The organism is Trinickia mobilis (assembly GCF_017315705.1).
Taxonomy (GTDB): domain Bacteria; phylum Pseudomonadota; class Gammaproteobacteria; order Burkholderiales; family Burkholderiaceae; genus Trinickia_A; species Trinickia_A mobilis.
Genome location: NZ_JAFLRF010000004.1, coordinates 359208 through 376178 on the forward strand (window position 1 = coordinate 359208; position 16971 = coordinate 376178).

At 59.3% G+C, this 16971-nt stretch carries 13 protein-coding genes and 1 pseudogene; 9 read left to right on the forward strand and 5 right to left on the reverse strand.

Annotation, left to right across the window (positions count from 1 at the left end; all coding sequences use genetic code 11):
- Nucleotides 1-134 precede the first annotated feature (134 nt).
- A complete protein-coding gene (locus J3489_RS08375; RefSeq protein WP_206997228.1) occupies nucleotides 135-1133 on the forward strand; it encodes a class I SAM-dependent methyltransferase in 999 nt (332 codons plus the stop codon).
- 575 nt (nucleotides 1134-1708) lie between these two features.
- Here J3489_RS08375 and J3489_RS08380 read toward each other — a convergent pair.
- Both J3489_RS08380 and J3489_RS08385 read right to left on the reverse strand, forming a co-directional pair.
- Complete coding sequence (locus J3489_RS08380) at nucleotides 1709-2185, reverse strand: SRPBCC family protein (RefSeq protein WP_206997229.1); 477 nt, start codon at nucleotides 2183-2185, stop codon at nucleotides 1709-1711.
- Nucleotides 2186-2772: 587 nt separating this feature from the next.
- Nucleotides 2773-3021: a DUF4148 domain-containing protein gene (locus tag J3489_RS08385; RefSeq protein WP_206997230.1), complete on the reverse strand. Its 249-nt coding sequence runs from the start codon at nucleotides 3019-3021 to the stop codon at nucleotides 2773-2775.
- A 946-nt stretch (nucleotides 3022-3967) separates the two neighbouring features.
- On the opposite strand from J3489_RS08385, the gene J3489_RS08390 reads away from it, so the two are divergent.
- The 4 genes from J3489_RS08390 (at nucleotide 3968) to J3489_RS08405 (ending at nucleotide 9354) form a co-directional block, all read left to right on the forward strand.
- On the forward strand, nucleotides 3968-5113 hold the full coding sequence (locus tag J3489_RS08390) for a porin (protein WP_206997231.1): 1146 nt from the start codon (nucleotides 3968-3970) through the stop codon (nucleotides 5111-5113).
- Between the two features lie 156 nt (nucleotides 5114-5269).
- Complete coding sequence (locus tag J3489_RS08395; RefSeq protein ID WP_206997232.1) at nucleotides 5270-6220, forward strand: YncE family protein; 951 nt, start codon at nucleotides 5270-5272, stop codon at nucleotides 6218-6220.
- Nucleotides 6221-6304: 84 nt separating this feature from the next.
- On the forward strand, nucleotides 6305-7666 hold the full coding sequence (oxlT, locus tag J3489_RS08400; protein ID WP_255554994.1) for an oxalate/formate MFS antiporter: 1362 nt from the start codon (nucleotides 6305-6307) through the stop codon (nucleotides 7664-7666).
- Nucleotides 7667-8253: 587 nt separating this feature from the next.
- Nucleotides 8254-9354 (forward strand): HPP family protein, encoded by a 1101-nt coding sequence (locus tag J3489_RS08405; protein ID WP_206997233.1) that lies wholly within the window; start codon nucleotides 8254-8256, stop codon nucleotides 9352-9354.
- Between the two features lie 235 nt (nucleotides 9355-9589).
- On the opposite strand, the gene J3489_RS08410 is transcribed toward J3489_RS08405, so the two are convergent.
- Both J3489_RS08410 and J3489_RS08415 read right to left on the reverse strand, forming a co-directional pair.
- Nucleotides 9590-9970 carry a RidA family protein gene (locus J3489_RS08410; protein WP_206997234.1) on the reverse strand — a complete coding sequence of 127 codons (381 nt, stop codon included), beginning with the start codon at nucleotides 9968-9970 and terminating at the stop codon, nucleotides 9590-9592.
- A gap of 51 nt (nucleotides 9971-10021) precedes the next feature.
- A complete protein-coding gene (locus J3489_RS08415) occupies nucleotides 10022-10462 on the reverse strand; it encodes an anthrone oxygenase family protein (RefSeq protein WP_206997235.1) in 441 nt (146 codons plus the stop codon).
- A 324-nt stretch (nucleotides 10463-10786) separates the two neighbouring features.
- Between J3489_RS08415 and J3489_RS08420 the strand changes: the two are divergent.
- Nucleotides 10787-11197: pseudogene (locus J3489_RS08420) on the forward strand (DDE-type integrase/transposase/recombinase); the annotation flags it as partial.
- Between the two features lie 143 nt (nucleotides 11198-11340).
- Here J3489_RS08420 and J3489_RS08425 read toward each other — a convergent pair.
- Nucleotides 11341-11790 carry a winged helix-turn-helix transcriptional regulator gene (locus J3489_RS08425; protein WP_206997236.1) on the reverse strand — a complete coding sequence of 150 codons (450 nt, stop codon included), beginning with the start codon at nucleotides 11788-11790 and terminating at the stop codon, nucleotides 11341-11343.
- A gap of 670 nt (nucleotides 11791-12460) precedes the next feature.
- Here J3489_RS08425 and J3489_RS08430 point away from each other — a divergent pair.
- The 3 genes from J3489_RS08430 to J3489_RS08440 form a co-directional block, all read left to right on the forward strand.
- Entirely contained in the window at nucleotides 12461-13600 is a 1140-nt protein-coding gene (locus J3489_RS08430; protein WP_309491349.1) for an efflux RND transporter periplasmic adaptor subunit, read from the forward strand.
- A 9-nt stretch (nucleotides 13601-13609) separates the two neighbouring features.
- Nucleotides 13610-16771, forward strand: a complete 3162-nt coding sequence (locus tag J3489_RS08435) for an efflux RND transporter permease subunit (protein WP_206997237.1) — start codon at nucleotides 13610-13612, stop codon at nucleotides 16769-16771.
- The coding region (locus J3489_RS08440; RefSeq protein WP_206997238.1) for a hypothetical protein at nucleotides 16768-16971 on the forward strand (204 nt) is incomplete at its 3' end. The genes J3489_RS08435 and J3489_RS08440, both read left to right, overlap by 4 nt.

Here is a 16971-nt window from a genome sequence, read left to right on the forward strand (position 1 = left end):
TCGGCCTATCATAGGCAACCGCACCCTAGCCAGCCTGCTCAGGCGGAAGAGCCGAGCGCCGATCCACGATCTTTCGCCGGAAAAGACGCGGTCTGAATTCTGCTCGCAGGATATTTCGCGAAAGGACTTTGATCATGGATGACGTCTCTCCGCAAGCCTTCATAGATGCCGTAAGCGGATTTCAGAAGACCGCTGCGGTGAAAGCCGCAGTAGCGCTCGATCTGTTCACCGCGATCGAGAATGAAAATGGCGAGCTCTCGCGCATATCGAGCCGCGTGCAGGCCTCCGAGCGCGGTGTGCGCATGCTGTGCGATTACCTGACCGTGCAGGGGTTTCTGCAGAAAGAGACGGGATGCTATCGATTGACACCCTCGACTTCCGCGTTCCTTACGACTTCCTCTCCGGCCTGGATGGGAAGCGTCGTCGATTTTCTTGCGGCCCCTGAAATGATGGCACTGTGGCTGGACGATCCGGTTGCGTTCGTTCGCAACGGCGGATCTGTAGGGCTGGGCAACATGGCCCCGGACCACCCCGTCTGGGTGAAATTCGCGCGCGCGATGGTGCCTTTTGTGGCGCCAACCGCACAGAACATAGCTCAACAAGTGAGCACATGGCCGCAAGCACCGAAGCGCGTGCTCGATATTGCCGCCGGGCACGGGGTATTCGGAATCGCGATCGCCAAGGCCGTCCCCGGCGCACAAGTCGTGGCGACCGACTGGCAAGCGGTACTGGAGGTCGCGAAGGAAAATGCTGCGGCGGCCGGTGTGAGCGCGCGCCATCACACGATCGCGGGCAGCGCGTTTGAAGTCGAATGGGGAACGAATTTCGATCTCGCGCTGATCACGAATTTCCTGCACCACTTCGATCGGCCAACCTGCGTAGAACTGCTCTCGAAGGTACGCAGGAGCCTCAGCCCCGGAGGGCGAATACTCGCGGTGGATTTCGTTCCTAATGCGGATCGCGTGTCGCCCCCGTTCGCCGCTGCGTTCTCCTTCGTGATGCTTGCGTCCACACCACGAGGTGATGCGTACACTGTGCGCGAGTTCGAGGAGATAGGCAGCGAAGCAGGGTTTTCAAAGGTAAGCGTAGTGCCGCTGCCCCCTTCGCCGGAAAGTCTCATCACATTCGAGTAGCACGCTGCCTGGCTCTGCGCGACGCACGGACGGCGCTGTCTGTGCCGCCGCTCACGGCGGCTTGCGGGGCAACCATGTTTTCGACTGGGTGGTGCTGACCACCTGCTGCCTGTTATGACCGGCAGCACCCTTCACTGCCGTTCGCCACTGGCCGCTTCGGCGATGGCTATATTGCGAAGTACGAGGGTGGGGAGGGTAAGCTGACAACCAAAGAGTTCGACACAGAGAAGAGGCGCCGCCGGGGGTGCCTCTAATCTGTTGTGCGCGTGATCGAGGTCAGCGCGTTCGGGCTGCTCCGCGGTTTGATCCACCATTCGATGAACTAAGCCCGCGTATTCGAGTAGCTCAAGACGTTTCGAGACGGCGGCCAGCGACATTTTTAGCGCTGCGCTAACTCGCCCCCAGTGAGTTCCCTGCGAGCAAACTCTGCGCGGCTTTTGACGTCGAGCTCCATGTGCAAGGGCGCGAAAAACGGCGTCCAGTTCGCGCCCTTGATCGACCATCTGGCGAGGTCTGCAGGCCCTTAGAGACGGCCTTCACCTGGCCGCCCTCTTGGAGAGCCACAACGCCCATGGTTACTCCTTTCCGGAGTGCGCGCTCTCGATGGGGTAGGGGTCGTCCAGAACGATGGATCCGGTCTCCAGCAGGGACTTGAGGTTGGAGATTATTTTCGGCCAGCCGCCGGACACCGCCTCGATGAGTTTCGAGGGTTCGCGCTCGATGGTGTGTGTGATGGAGAGCTTGACCGCCGTTCCACTGGACTCCAGTTCCATCGCGCATTGCGACTCGCCTTCGGCCTTGAGCTCGGGCTTGTTCTGATGCTGCCAGCGGATCACCAAGCGCCGTGGCGGCACCGCCTCGACGATTTCGCCGGCGTCGAAGATCTGACCGTCGCCGGACACCAACTTCCACGCGGATCCTGCGGTCCACTGGCTTTCGCAATGCATGCCGAACCAGTACTGCTTCATGAACTCCACGTCGGTCAGTGCAGACCACAACTTCTCCGGCGTGGTGCGGATGTAGGTCACGTAAACAAAGATCGATCTAGTCATTGCCTTTCTCCAAGCGTTTTTTCAGGTCTGAGAGCGCCTCGATGTGCGGCTTGTCGAACTTGGCAATCCAGCGCTCGTAGATCTCCTGTAGCGGTACTGGATCGACTGATCAACAATCGCCGACAGGCACTAATCGAGGCCACGCTGCTTGCTCGCCGCATTGAATGGCCGTTTTGTTGCGCCGAATTTCGCTGCTGCCCGTTCCGCTTTTGGCCGACTGCCGCCCGACGCGGTCGGCAGAAACCGACCCGTTCCAGCCCTTCGGCCAGTTTCTGCGGAAGTCTCCACCACGTTCAAAAGCGGCCGTTCCGGCTCGATCGAGCAAGCCGGACGCCGTTGGAGGGAAAGCGAGTGCCGAGTGCCCCCCATGAGCAATCAGACCCTGCCAATGCGAAAGGACTCCAGCGAAACCAGGGAGAAAGTGAGAATCAGGTTTACACCGAAATTCGCCCGTAGGAGTGCCACAGTTAACCAAGAGCCTGTCTGTGCGGCAACCGCTTTCCCGCCAGCAACCGCCACATTTAGCACCAAAAGGTCGATCCCCCCAGAAAGGCCATTCGGTTCAAACGTCCCTGAATGGTCAACGCCTACTTGGACGCGTCCGGCTTCGCGCCCCCCGCTGTTCCGTGTTGCGCTGCAATGCTGGCCTGGGCAGCCTGGAGATCGGCAGGATATTTGCCGATGTCACGTTTTGCCGGGTTGTAGCCGGCTTTAACGAGCTGCGCCAACTCTTGGCGCACCTGCGCGCGGGTGACAGGTGTATTGGCTTGTTGCGCGAACGAAATGACAGGCGCCGCGAGTGAGACGGCAACGATGATCTGAAAAACGGATTTCATAATCCTTGACTCCTTCTTCTTGTGAGTGCATTCAAGAATAGATCAACGGCCTTAGCGGAAGATGACGTCGGGATTACATTTGTGTCATCTTCCACACACGAAAAATAACCAGCGCCGCTGACGCCTGCACGCCCCCACGCACTGTCCCAGAGCCTCCCGCTTCCTGCAGCCGCGACACCCACTGGTGATCCACGGCAGCTCACACCGACAGCCAGGCCTGCCGCGGCAAAAGTAGCAGTCTTCTCCGCAATACATCTTAAAAAAATCAATGGCTTGCGTTTCGAGTCAGTCATCAGGCGTCTGTCAATCGCACAGTGTGTCGTTCGGCGATTCACTCGTTCGAGGCAAGACGCAGCGGCACCGGGTTCGGTGGGTTCCCCGTCAAGCCATCCTAAGGAGATTCCCTTAGTCCACGCCGATGGCGCTCCGCTCTTGCGGAAGTCGGCCTACTCCAATTTATTACAATTTTATTGATCTGATATTTCAGATTGACCGCTTTTTTTCGGCATCCCAGGACCCCTTTTAGAAGGCGCCGGGTCGATCGAAGACCGAATGCTGCAAGCTTGTTCGGGACGTTTCTACCGCCCCACCGGTCCGATATACGGACTTGTCGACGCGTCGTCCTCGCCGCTTGACATAGCGGGAGGGGGGCGACGCCCAGCGATCAAGGGAAGAAGGGAACTCCTACAAGACCTTACATTCGGACGGTTTTCATACCTCAATCGATATTACATATTTGTTACTGCTATAGATGATAGGTTATCGTTAGAACAACTTTATTTAACTGTCTGTAATCAACCCGCATCAATATTGTTTGTTGTCGAAAGAGAAATAGTGAATTGCGCAAATCAACGCGCAGAGCGGCACTTAATTCGAACGTTCAATTTGATTAAAAAACATCGAATCAAATTAATTCGGAAAATAAATCGATAATCAAGGAGACGATGTGAGAAGTCCAAAGCTTCATGTACCTGTCATCGCTATTTTGGTGGCCGCTTCAAACGCAAATGCGCAAAGCAGTGTCACGCTTTACGGATCCATCGATGTCGCTCTGGCCTATTTCAACAATACCGGTCACGCTTCGGTATTCCAGATGCAAAACGGCGATCTCCAGTCGACTTTTTGGGGTTTGCGAGGCAATGAAGATCTCGGCGGAGGGTTGAAGGCGCTGTTCGATCTGGAAAGCGGTGTAGACATCACCTCCGGACACCTTCAGAACGGCGGCCGTGAATTCGGTCGTCAATCTTATGTTGGCTTGCAGAGCGACAAGTTGGGCACGGTGACCTTAGGGCGGCAATACGATCCGACGGTAGATCTGGTTCAGCCCATCACGGCCGACGTCTATGGTCCGGCGTTCGCGACACCAGGGGATGCCGACAACAATGACGGCACCGTCTGGGTGGACAACGCGATCAAGTATGCGAGTCCCACATATGCAGGATTTCAGTATGAATTGATGTACGCGGTCGGCGGCGTGCCCGGCAGCGTGTCCTCAGGGCACACATACTCTGCGGCGGCGCTTTACAGCAACGGTGGCCTTAGCCTGGCCACGGGCTATCTCTTTGCGAAGAACGACGGCCCGGCCGGCGCCGGCACTGCCGATCTGACGCAGAACAACGCCGTCACGCCGCTTTTCGACGCGGTGGCGATGGTGGGGTCCCGTCAGATCGTGCAAGTCGCAGCGCAGTATGTCGTGGGCAATCTGACGGGCAACGTGCGTTACAGCAACGCACAATACAAACCCTACATGAGCTTCGGTGCTTTCAACCGCACTGAGACTTTCAACATTGCCGGTGCGTCATTGGCCTATCAGGTCACGCCGGCCGAGCTGCTGTCGCTGGGCTATGTTTATGCCAAGTCGAACGGTGGCTCATCCGCGACATATAACAACGTGGCGGCAAGTTCCGCATACAGTCTGAGCAAGACCACCACACTCTATGCCACTGCGGCTTATTCACATGCGAGTGGCACAACCTTCAGCGGCGACGGAACAACGCTCGTATCCGCCGGCGGCTCCATCGGCGACGTAACCTCGAGTTCAGGCACGCCGAATCAGGTGGGGGTGATGATCGGCATGGTTCATAAGTTCTAAGGTTTCGAAACCCGCTAGCCGGCTGCTTGAAAGCCGCGGCCTGAACCGCCGCACTAAATGCGCAAGCATAACCACTATTCACTCAAATCCAAATCATCGACTGGAGGAAGCATGTCGTCCGCATTCAAATTCAAGGTTTTGGCAATTGGCGCAGCAATGACCACTCTTTTTTCTTCCGTGGCCGCTGCGCAATCGCCCCAATACCAGCTGATCAAGACAATTGATTTGCCGGGCACAACGGGCGGCCATGGAGATTGGGTCACATACGACCCCGATACCGAAACAGTCTGGCTTGCGCAATCACCGGATCATAACGTGGTGGTGATCGATGCGAAAACGCTCGCGCTCAAGAACACGATAACGGGCGTCGATTCGGGCAACGGCATCGACATCGACAAACATTACGCGTTCGTCGCCGAGGCAACCGCGGGCAAGCTGATCGTCGTCGACAAGAAAACGTTCAAGAAGGTGGCGGTGGTCGATAGCGGCGGAAAAACGCCCGACGGCGTAAACATCGATACGCATACCGGGAAGGTCTTCGTGGCCAACGATGACAGCAACAACGAGGCTGTTTTCGACAGCAAGGCTCCGTTTGCCCGCTCGGCTGTGTTCAAGCTCAAACCCGAGGATGCCAAGGACGGGCCCGATGTCGCGTTGTATGTGCGGTCCACCGATCGCCTGTACCAGCCGGTAGGCGGCAGCATCGACGTGATCGACCCCAACACGAACACGATCCTGGCGGTCTGGGATTTCGGTGTGAAGGGCGCCGCAAAAGGCGGCGTATTCGACAGCAAGACCAACCACCTGATTTTCGGAACAGGTGACAAGAAGATGCTCGTTGTCGACGCCGCGAGCGGCAAGCTTGTGACGACCATTCCTGTCGCCGGGGCCGTTGATCAGACCGCCATCGATGTCGAAATGCGCCGGGCTTTCCTGGGCGACAAGACGGGCAACATCGAGGTGGTCGATCTCGATTCCAATCAGGTCGTCGACTACATCGCCGCCGAGAAGAATGCGCATACGCTCGCAGTCGACACGAAAATGCATCGCCTCTTTGTCTACCTGAACGCGAGTAACAAGGTGGGCGTGTACGAGCCGAAGCTGTAACGCCTGTCCTGGCGCCGACCGGCACATCGTCACTCCTGTATTGGTCGGCGTCGCTCGACAAGCCGCCCTTCGTGGCGCATCACAATGTGGCCGATGATATGGGACGGCCCGAATGGTAGTTCATTGCGAGGAGAAAGAGTCGTGGCATTTGCTAACTCAGCCGTCGTTGGCTCGAAACTAGGGAGTCGTTGGTTTCAACTGATTGTTGGAATTGTCTGCATGGCGCTCGTCGCGAACCTTCAGTACGCGTGGACGCTGTTCGTCGTTCCTATGGAGACGAAAAATCACTGGAGCGGAGCGCAGATTCAAACGGCGTTTGCGATTTTCGTCCTGGTGGAAACGTGGCTCGTGCCCCTCGAGGGATGGCTCGTCGACCGATTCGGGCCGCGTCCGGTGGTGATGGGCGGCGCCGTATGCGTCGCCTTGAGCTGGATCATCGATTCCCTCGCGTCCTCGCTGCCCGAACTCTACGCGGCGGCAGTCATCGCGGGCCTTGGTGCCGGTTGCGTCTATGGGACGTGTGTCGGCAACTCGTTGAAGTGGTTCCCGGATAAACGCGGCCTGGCCGCCGGCCTGACCGCAGCAGGCTTCGGCGCGGGGGCGGCGTTGACGGTGATCCCGATCGCCAACATGATCCAGTCGTCCGGCTATCAACACACGTTCCTCTTCTTCGGACTGTTCCAGGGGATAGCGATTCTCGTGCTCGCCTTGTCGCTCATTCGCCCCAAGCCGCCCGTAGCCGTGACTTCGATCAAACGCGTCATTTCCAGCAAAGTCGACTATACGTCGCCGCAGATGGTGAGAACGCCGGTGTTCTGGGTGCTCTATCTCATGTTCGTGTTCGTCGCAGCAGGCGGAATCATTGCAACAGCGCAACTTGGCCCGATAGCCAAGGGCTACGGCTTTGCCAAACTGCCGATATCGGTGGCGGGTTTCACGCTGCCGCTTCTTACGATGGCGCTGTCGATCGACAATCTGCTTAACGGCCTGACTCGCCCGCTGTGCGGCTTACTGTCGGACAGGATCGGCCGCGAAAACACCATGCTCCTGGTTTTCGTCGGCGAGGGGCTGGCCTTGCTGGGGATGAGATCGTTTGGACACGATCCATATGCGTTCGTCTTCTTTGCCGCATTGATCTTCCTGTTCTGGGGCGAAATCTTCTCGATCTTTCCTGCAACGTGTGCTGACACCTTCGGCGGCAAGTACGCCGCAGCCAATGCCGGCACGCTGTACACGGCCAAAGGCACCGCCTCGCTTCTCGTGCCTTTCGCGTCGGTGCTATCGTCCGGCGGCTCTTGGGATCTGGTATTCACCTGCTCAGCGTTCGTGGCGATTTTCGCTGGAATCACGGCGAAAATCGTGCTGGCGCCGATGCGCGCTCGCTGGATTGCCAACACCGAATCTGCGGATGAAATGACGAACAGGAGTTTTCAGGAAGCGGGTTGATGCCAGGCAAGCGACAGAGAGGAAGGCACCGCCAACGGATGACGCATATCGATCATCGCGTCCTTCCGTTGGAATGCCGCGGTCCATGACCCAAATTCGATTGGCTTTGCCGTATCGGGTCTCGATGCACCTGAGCAGATCGGACAGCGTGGTGCAGTCCGCGGTGTTACCGGCCAGTATTTGCTGGACGAGAATCGGCGAAAGTCGCACGTTTCGTTCTGTGGGGAGGATGCAACGGTAACGTCGCGTCCTTACCCAGCACATCCAGTGGTGGTGACTTCTCCCTATCGGGTACCGCACAACTTCATGCTGGAAGCCAACTCTCGCTGTCGCAACCTCGCGAGCGGCTTAACCCTCGAGATCGATTGATACACGCTGCTGGCGCCGCCGCGACCGACGCAACGTCTCGGTGCCGCCACAAAAAGTATATGGAATGCATTATAAGTGTGCAAAAAAATATCAATTGTTGATATTTTTTGCAGGCGGCTATTCTCGATGCACAATCTTTGCGACGCCGGCGGCAGTTGATGATTTGGTGCACCGGTCGGCGAAGCGATCCGCAACGAGATTTGTTTATTGGACCGCCCATGCCTCGCTCCGCAGTCGCCGAATGGTTCGGCAGCTTTGTTCCTCACCCGTCAGCACCGCAGTGGCAGGAGCGCGTGCGCAGGTGTCTCGGCGCGCTGCTCGGCATCGCGTTCACGGGGGCAGCGACGCATTTCGTGTTCGGGTCCCAGTCCGACATTCCGATGCTCGTTGCACCGATGGGTGCGTCGACCGTCCTGCTGTTTGGGGCCTCCGACAGCCCTCTTGCGCAACCGTGGTCGATCATCGGCGGCAATCTCGTGTCGGCGACGGTCGGCGTCGCATGTGCGCAATGGATAGCCGGGCCGGTCGCCGCTGCTTCAGTTTCAATCGCGCTGGCCATCTGTGGGATGTTCCTGTGCCGATGCGTGCATCCGCCATCGGGCGCTGTCGCGTTGACTGCTGTGCTTGGCGGACCTGCCGTGCACGCATTGGGTTTCCGGTTCGTCGCGGCACCGATTGCTTTCCAGTCCGCAACCCTGCTTTCGTTGGCGCTCGTGTTCCATGCGTTGACCGGACATCGTTACCCGCGCGCGGCGGCGAGCCTCTATGCGGTGGACACGCGCGCTGCCGTTCAGACGCCCCCGCGATCGGCACAGGCGCACGCGAGCAACGCATCACGCAGCGACGAACCCGACAAATCGTTTGACGAACTCACTTGCGAGGACATCATGTCCGCGCCGGCGCAAGCGGTGCTCGCGTCGATGCAAAGGAACGATGCACTGGATCTGCTGAAATGGCGCGGTGCGACGATGCTACCCGTTGTCGACGCGATGCATCGTGTTATCGGCACGGTGACGCAGCACGATCTTGCGGACCAGCCTGAGAGACGCTTGCCGAGGGCGTGGTTCGATCTACGTCGTGCTTCGAGGAAGCGCTCGGCGATGTTCGAAGAGACGGTGGAAGCGGCGATGGCCGCCGGCGTGCGCGCCGTTCATCACGCCACCCCGATCGTCGATCTGGTGCCGATGTTCACTGCCCGTATGCATCATCCAGTCGCCGTGCTGGACGAGAGCGAACGGCTCGTCGGCATGGTGACGCATGCCGACATGATCCGCGGGCTCCTGCGTCAAGCAAGTACCTCGCGGCGGGCTTCAGCATGATATGCGGCCTGGCGATGAGACGCGCGAGGAGCGCACGGCTGACCGATGCCGGCTTGACTCAGTGTGCAGCCATGCCGGTCAGCCACGCGTCGCGTGTGCGTCAGTGACTCCTGTGCGACGTGTTCCGGACGCCGAGGTGATCCCTCTATCCGACCGCAAGTGGCCGGCCCCGGCCTGTCGCGGGGGTCAAACCTTGACCTGCCCGAAATTTTCGATGTTTCAGATCGATGGAGGGTCAGGCCTCTGCGATAACTGCGATGGACACCTTCATTCCCTTAGGTCGGATCGGTAGCTTCGCACCTTGTCGCGCAGGGGGCTCAACGGGAAACCACTTTACCCATTCTTCGTTCATTCCCGCGAAGTCTGCCTCCTCCGCGAGAATGAAGGTGGCGCTGACGACCTTTTCCAGCGAACTGCCTGCCGCAGCAAGAATCGCTGACACGTTGCGCAGGCATTGACGGGTCTGTTCCTGAATGGTCTCACCGGGGACCTCTCCGGTGGCGGGATCGAAAGGACCCTGGCCCGCGACAAAGACCAGACCGGCCGCCTTCACCGCCTGGCTGTAGCTCGGCGGCGTCTGGGGCGCCTGATCAGTTCGGATGATCTCTCTGGGCATGGTCGTCTCCTTCATGAGTCCGGGTGTTCATGAGCGGTGGCAGCGTTGGCATCAGACCTTCAGCACGTTCGTCAGAAAGACCATGGACGCGGCAAGGCTCAAGACGCTGCGAACCGCATGAAGTCTGCCCCACGTCTCGAGCAACGCACGCGTTTCAGCCGACGCGAGATCGCGTCCTTGCATCAATAGCTGCGCGTTAGTGGGCTTGATGATAATCAAGGTGAACGGGACGGCGCTGCCTATGAGCAAAGCGCCGGCTAGCCAGCTTGCGCTTCCGCCGAGCCGCCACACCACAATAGCGGCAATGCAGCTTACAACGGCCAACGGCGCTTGCATTAGCGTCGCGCGTTGGTAGCTTGGCGCCCAGACGGTTGCAGCCGTCCTGGTGTCACATTGCATCCGCGCCGGGTGCTCGACGAGGCTGATGTAGATCGCCGCGCCTGCAAAGACAGTACACGCCAGCATGGCGATAAATTGCGCAACCACCAGCATGCAAGCCTCCGCGCGGCGACGCCCGATGAACATCGTGATTGATACGTGCCCGGACATTATGCCCTTTCGCCGATTGGCTGCGTCTGGCCACCCGCTTTCCTTCACGAAGGTCGCATGTCGTTAAGGGTTGTTCGATGCCTGCCATTTCCCGCAGGCATGTGAGTGCGCCACCGCGCGTTGCTGGCAGGCGTCGAACGAGCCTCGATGGAGGAAACCGCGGAGTGCCCCGATGCGGTCGGAGTCTTGGAGGCTATGGCGATTGATAGGCCGGGATGTTCAGCGGTGTTGGAGGATGTGCGGTCAATCGGGATGCTGGATGGGTCTTGGCGAGCGGTCGACGAGCACGGTGCTGAGCTCGATGTGCTGGCGCAAAAGCGGCGCGATAAGGCCGCGACAAAGCGCTTCTTCCGGCGGGTGCTGCGTTCAAACCCGGCGCCGCGCAAGATCGTGACCGACCCGTTGCGCAGCTATCCGGCGGCGAGGGCTGACATTCCTGAGCTCGCTCATATGAAGCACGTATTCGTCAAGGCGGCTGCACGTGTGAACAACCGTGCTGAGAACAGCCACCAGCCGACCCGCAGGCGCGAACGCCAGATGTGCGGCTTTCGCGTTGCGCGTCGCACGCAAGCGTTTCTCTCATGCTTTGGCCCGATCCGGCAGCACTTCGCGCTGCCCAGACATCAGATGAACGCGGCATGTCATCGTGCCGTACTCCAGGAACGCTTCGTCACATAGCATGGTTGGACTGTCACTGCCGCATCTCAGAAAGTTATCTAATAAGGATAACTACGCTTGAGCAAACAGGCAGCCTACAGCCGTCAACTTGACACAGCCGTCGAACGCGACCAGTGGGGCAAACGCGACGGCTGCCGTCTTGCTCATCCCTTGACCTCAGGAAATAGACACCCGCCGTTGCGGACTAACTCCTTCACCTCTTCGCTCACCTTTTGGGCGTTTCGATTCAGCCGAGCAGCGAACTCCTTGCGTCGCCGCATGTCCGACTTCGAATCGTGCTTCGCGCTCCAAAGGATGATGTTAAGGAGAATGGGAATGAGATCCAGGCCCTTCTCAGTCAGAGTATAGAAGTCCTTCCGTCTGTCGGCGGAACTTGGTGCCTTGGAGAGAATTCCTTGCTCCTCGAGACAGGCAAGGCGGGAAGCCAGGATATTTGTTGCGAATCCTTCTTCCGATTTCAGGAACTCGCCGTACGTCTTCTTGCCAGCGAAAACGATGTCGCGAACGATCAACAGCGACCACCTGTCGCCGAAGATCTCCAGGGCGTAGGTCACCGGGCAATGGGACCGAACTTCTTTGTACGTCGTCTTCATAGCTATATCTTAGCATCACTTGCCAATAGCAAGTAAAGCCCCGAAGATCGCTTGTTTTTTGCAATTGATATTACTTGTTTTTTGCAAGTTTTCGCACTAGCATGATTCTCAACAGCACGACATGAGCGTATCGACGTATTTGTAAGCGTGAGATGCAGAAGCATCGGCGGGAACGACGTGGCGTTCGCGGAGAAGGGCGTTGCTTTGTGCGGCGGGAGCTTCCGCCTTCGCCAGGTAAGCCGCGAACAGCCTACGCGCGCTCTAAGGCGGTCGCGTGCAGGCGAGAGTGCTGTCGCGGATACCCCGTTCCTCACACTTGGATTCCAAACGAGAACGCGCGATAACGCGCGTTCTCGCGCATGGAGAGCACATAGGTAACAGCGTGAAGTGGTCATCTGCCGTCCGATGTGCGCAGCAATTGGCGCGCTCAACGGCACCCTGAAGAATACGCCCGCCACAGATCTGGGCTCCGCGGCGATCCGCGAGATGCTCAAACGCAGCGGGTTGGAAGGCCGTTGTGCCGGCTTCGACCAACTTGACAACCGACTTTCCAAGGGTACAAACGGTGGACACGCAAAATCAATCAACGGCCGCAGGGCGGCCGAACGGGACTGCGGCTCGCATGGAATGGCGATCGCGAACAAGGCTCTGGTTGTTGTCAGGAATCGTGGTGGCAGCACTTGCGGCCGGAGGATTTGCGCTCTGGCGCAGTAGCGACAATGCGTCAGCCGCAGCGCAACCTGCCCCACCCACGGTTACGGTGAGCAAACCGCTAGTCCGTGAACTGGATACACAACTCGGTTTCCTCGGTCAGTTCTCGGCTGTAGACCAGGTTGAGATTCGGGCCCAGGTAGGGGGGACGCTAACGGGCATCTATTTCAAGGACGGCGCTATCGTCCACAAGGGCGACCTGCTCTTCACCATCGACCCAGTCCCCTACGAGATTCGGCTCGCCAAGGCAAAGGCTCAACTTGAAACGGCAAACTCGAAGCTCATCCTTGCCAACCTCGAGTTGACTCGAGCAGAGGAACTGGAGCGAAGCAGCGCAGGGACGGTAGAGAACGTTCAGCAGAGAACATCCGACCAGCGCGCCGCGCTTGCGGCAGTGGACGACGCGAAAGCACAGATTCGCGACGCGCAGTTCGACCTCGACCACGGCCGCATAACCGCGCCGTTTACCGGACGCATTGGCTCGCACCAGGTCTCGGTTGGAAATCTGATTGCAGGCAGCCGAGCGGCCACCAGTCCGACCACTTTGCTTGCCACGCTCGTGTCCCTCGATCCAATCTACATGAACTTCGATATGAGCGAGGCCGACTACGGGATGTTCTCCAGTAATCGCGCGAAGCCGGACGGTACGCCGTCAAACGGGGTGTTGCTTGCGCCCGGAAGCGGCACCGCGTTCACGAAGCAAGGGACGCTCGATTTCGTCGACAACGTCATCGACCGCTCCAGCGGGACGATCCACGCTCGTGCCACCGTTCCGAACCCGGACCTTTCGCTGACGCCCGGCGAGTTCGCACGTGTGAAACTGGCAACGGGGAATCCAACGCCAACCCTTCTTGTTCCTGATGCTTCGGTCCAGGCAGACCAGTCCCAACACGTGGTCATGACCGTATCTCCAGACGGAACCGTGGTTCCCAAACAGGTCGTCATCGGGGACATGCGCGGTGGCCTTCGGGTAATCCGCTCCGGGTTGACACCCGATGACGAAGTCATCATCGACGGAATTCCCTATGCAGCCCCCGGTGCGAAAGTCGCACCGAAGAACGGCGCCATCCGCTTCGCCTCCACTCAGGGCGAGAGGTGAGTCCGGGTCATGCGAATCTCCCACTACTTCATCGATCATCCGCGCTTCGCCGCGGTGCTCAGCATCTTCGTGACGTTGTTCGGCCTGGCCGCAATGACCCTGCTGCCCGTCGCGCAATACCCGGAGATCGTCCCGCCAACGGTACAGGTCACGACTTCCTATCCCGGCGCGTCGGCTGACGTAATCGCTCGCACGGTCGCCACGCCGCTCGAGCAGGAGATCAACGGCGTCGAGAACATGCTCTATATGAGCAGCCAATCGACGGGTGACGGCACTCTCACCATTACGGTTACGTTCCGGATCGGCACAGACCTGAACGTCGCTCAGAATCTCACGCAGAATCGCGTACAGGACGCTCTTTCACGGCTTCCTGACGATGTTCAGCGCGAAGGCGTGCGGGTAAGAAAAACAACACCGGCGATCGTCATCGCAGCAACTTTCTACTCGCCCGACAAGTCGCGAGACCTTCTCTATCAATCGAACTACATATCGATCCACGTCAAAGACGTGATCGCCCGCCTGCCCGGCGTTGCCGACACCTTCTTGTACGGCGAACGCCAATATGCCATGCGCATCTGGCTGGACCCCGACAAGCTCGCCGCACACGACATCAACGCAAGCGAAGTTCTTGCCGCCTTGCGTGCGCAAAATGTCCAGGTCTCGGCAGGCATCCTGAACCAGCCACCCGTCCCGGGTGACGCAGCCTACCAAATCAACGTCGAAACGCTCGGCCGGCTCGCGACACCTGATCAATTCGCCGACGTCATCGTCAAGTCAGATAGCCAGGGACGCGTCACGAGAATACGCGACATCGGTCGTGTTGAGCTCGGCGCCGCGAACTACGGCAATTCAGCTTTCAAAGATGAGACGCCTGGGGCGTCGCTGGCGGTCTTTGCCCAACCAGGCGCCAACTCACTCACCGTCGAGCATGAAGTCCTCGATACGATGAAAGAGCTCAGAAAGAGCTTTCCGTCCGGACTGGACTATCAGATCATCTACGATCCGATCGACTTCGTCGGCCGATCCATCAACGAGGTGGTCCTCACGATCTTCGTCGCGATTATTCTGGTCGTAGGCGTGGTCTTCCTGTTCCTGCAGACGTGGCGGGCGACCATTATTCCAGTGATCGCCATTCCGGTATCGCTCGTTGGCACGTTCACGATCCTCGCAGCGCTTGGGATTTCGATCAACAACCTGTCCCTGTTCGGGCTGGTGCTGGCCGTCGGCATCGTGGTCGACGACGCGATTGTGGTCGTCGAAAATGTCGAGCGTAACATTCGGCATGGCATGTCGCCCCGAGAAGCCGCCCACCGCACAATGGACGAGGTCGGCGAAGCTCTTCTGGCAATCGCGCTGACCCTGTGCGCGGTCTTCGTCCCCTCCGCCTTCATCTCCGGGATATCCGGACTCTTCTTCAAGCAGTTCGCCGTGACGATCGCCGCCTCCACGGTGATTTCCTGCTTCGTCTCGCTCACGCTGAGCCCGTCGCTTTGCGCCGTCCTCTTCAAGCCGCACTACGGACACGGGGCGACGCGCGGAGGCGTCGCCGGGCGCCTCCTCCAGCGAGGCTTCGATGACTTCAACCGCGGCTTCGGATGGGTCGCCGACAAATATGGCCGCCTTACGAGCCGCCTCTTACGCGCCCTTACCGTTGTCCTCGTCATCTATGTCGGCCTGATCGCGCTCGCCGGCATACAGTTTTCCCGCACGACAACCGGGTTCATCCCCGAACAGGACCAAGGCCTGCTTATCGGGATCGTCCAGCTACCGCCGGGCGCGACCCTTGCCAGGACTGAACAGGTGGTCATGGACGCGACAAGGATCATTCTCGACACCCCGGGCATCGAACACGTCGCTCCTTTGGTTGGCCCGGACGCGACAACCGGTACGGTCGCGTCGAATGGCGGAACGATCTATATCGGCCTACCGTCGCTCTACAATCACTCGGTGCCGGGGGTGACCGCCGCGTCGATGCTGGCGAAGCTGCGCGGCCGGCTGTCCGTCATCAAGGACGCCTACGTGCTGGTCATCCAGCCGCCGCCGGTACAGGGGCTCGGCAGCGCCGGCGGCTTCAAGATGATGCTTGAGGACCGCGCAGGCCTCGGCCCGGAAGCGCTCGTGAAAGCGGCGAACGCCCTGACGGCCGCGGCGAACAAGGATCCGACATTTGCGGGCGTATTCACGCTCTACAACGCCGGTTCACCATCAGTCTACGTCGATATCGACCGCCTAAAGGCCGAGAAGGTGGGGCTGACGCCGACCGATGTGTTCTCGGCGCTGCAGGTCTATCTCGGTTCGCAGTACGTCAACGACTTCAACTATCTCGGGAGAACGTATCAGGTGATCGTCCAAGCAGACGGTCGCTTCCGCCAAACGCCAGAGGACATCTCGCGTCTCAAGGCCCGCAACGCGAGTGGCCAAATGGTCTCGGTCGGGACGGTGGCCCAGCTCAAAGACCACACCATCCCCTACCGAGTGCCTCGCTACAATCTGTTCCCGGCCGCTGAAATCATGGGCGCGGCAGCGCCTGGCGTGGCTTCCGGCACCGCCTTGGAGCGCATGCAGGAAATCGCCGCCAAGACCCTGCCCAAAGGTATCAGTTTCGAATGGACAGATCTCGCCTATCAGCAGCAACAGCGAGGGATTCCGACGCTCGCGATCTTCGGCGCGGCGGCCTTGTTCGTCTTCCTTGTCTTGGCCGCGCAATACGAAAGCTGGAAACTGCCGCTGTCGATTGTGCTGATTGTACCGATGTGCTTGCTCGCGTCTGTCACGGGCCTTCGCGCTCGCGGCATGCCGATCGACATATTGGCACAGATCGGCTTCGTCGTGCTCGTTGGATTGGCGGCCAAGAACGCCATCCTGATCGTCGAGTTTGCGCGACAAAAGCAGGATCACGAAGGGGCCGAACCCGGCGAGGCGGCCGTGCATGCCGCGCGCACGCGCCTGCGCCCAATCCTGATGACGTCCTTCTCGTTCATTCTCGGCGTTGTACCGCTCGCGGTCGCGACCGGCGCCGGAGCTGAAATGCGCCAATCGCTCGGCACATCGGTGCTGTTTGGCATGATTGGCGTGACCGGTTTCGGGCTCCTCTTCACGCCGGCGTTCTACGTTCTGATCGGCAAACTCGGCGCCAAAGTTCGCGCTTACGGTCAGGAGGAGCATGCATGAAGCGCAACAACTCCCCAACTGACCACGGCCACCGGTTCGACGCAGCTTCGAGCAGAGCAATGCCGCGGGGTCGTCAATATGGCCGTCTGCGCATGCGAAACCTGTCCGTGACCCTGGCTGTCGTACTCTCCGGATGTGCCGTCGGCCCGGACTACGTGGCGCCGACCACGCAGTTCGCACCGTTTCATAACACCATCACG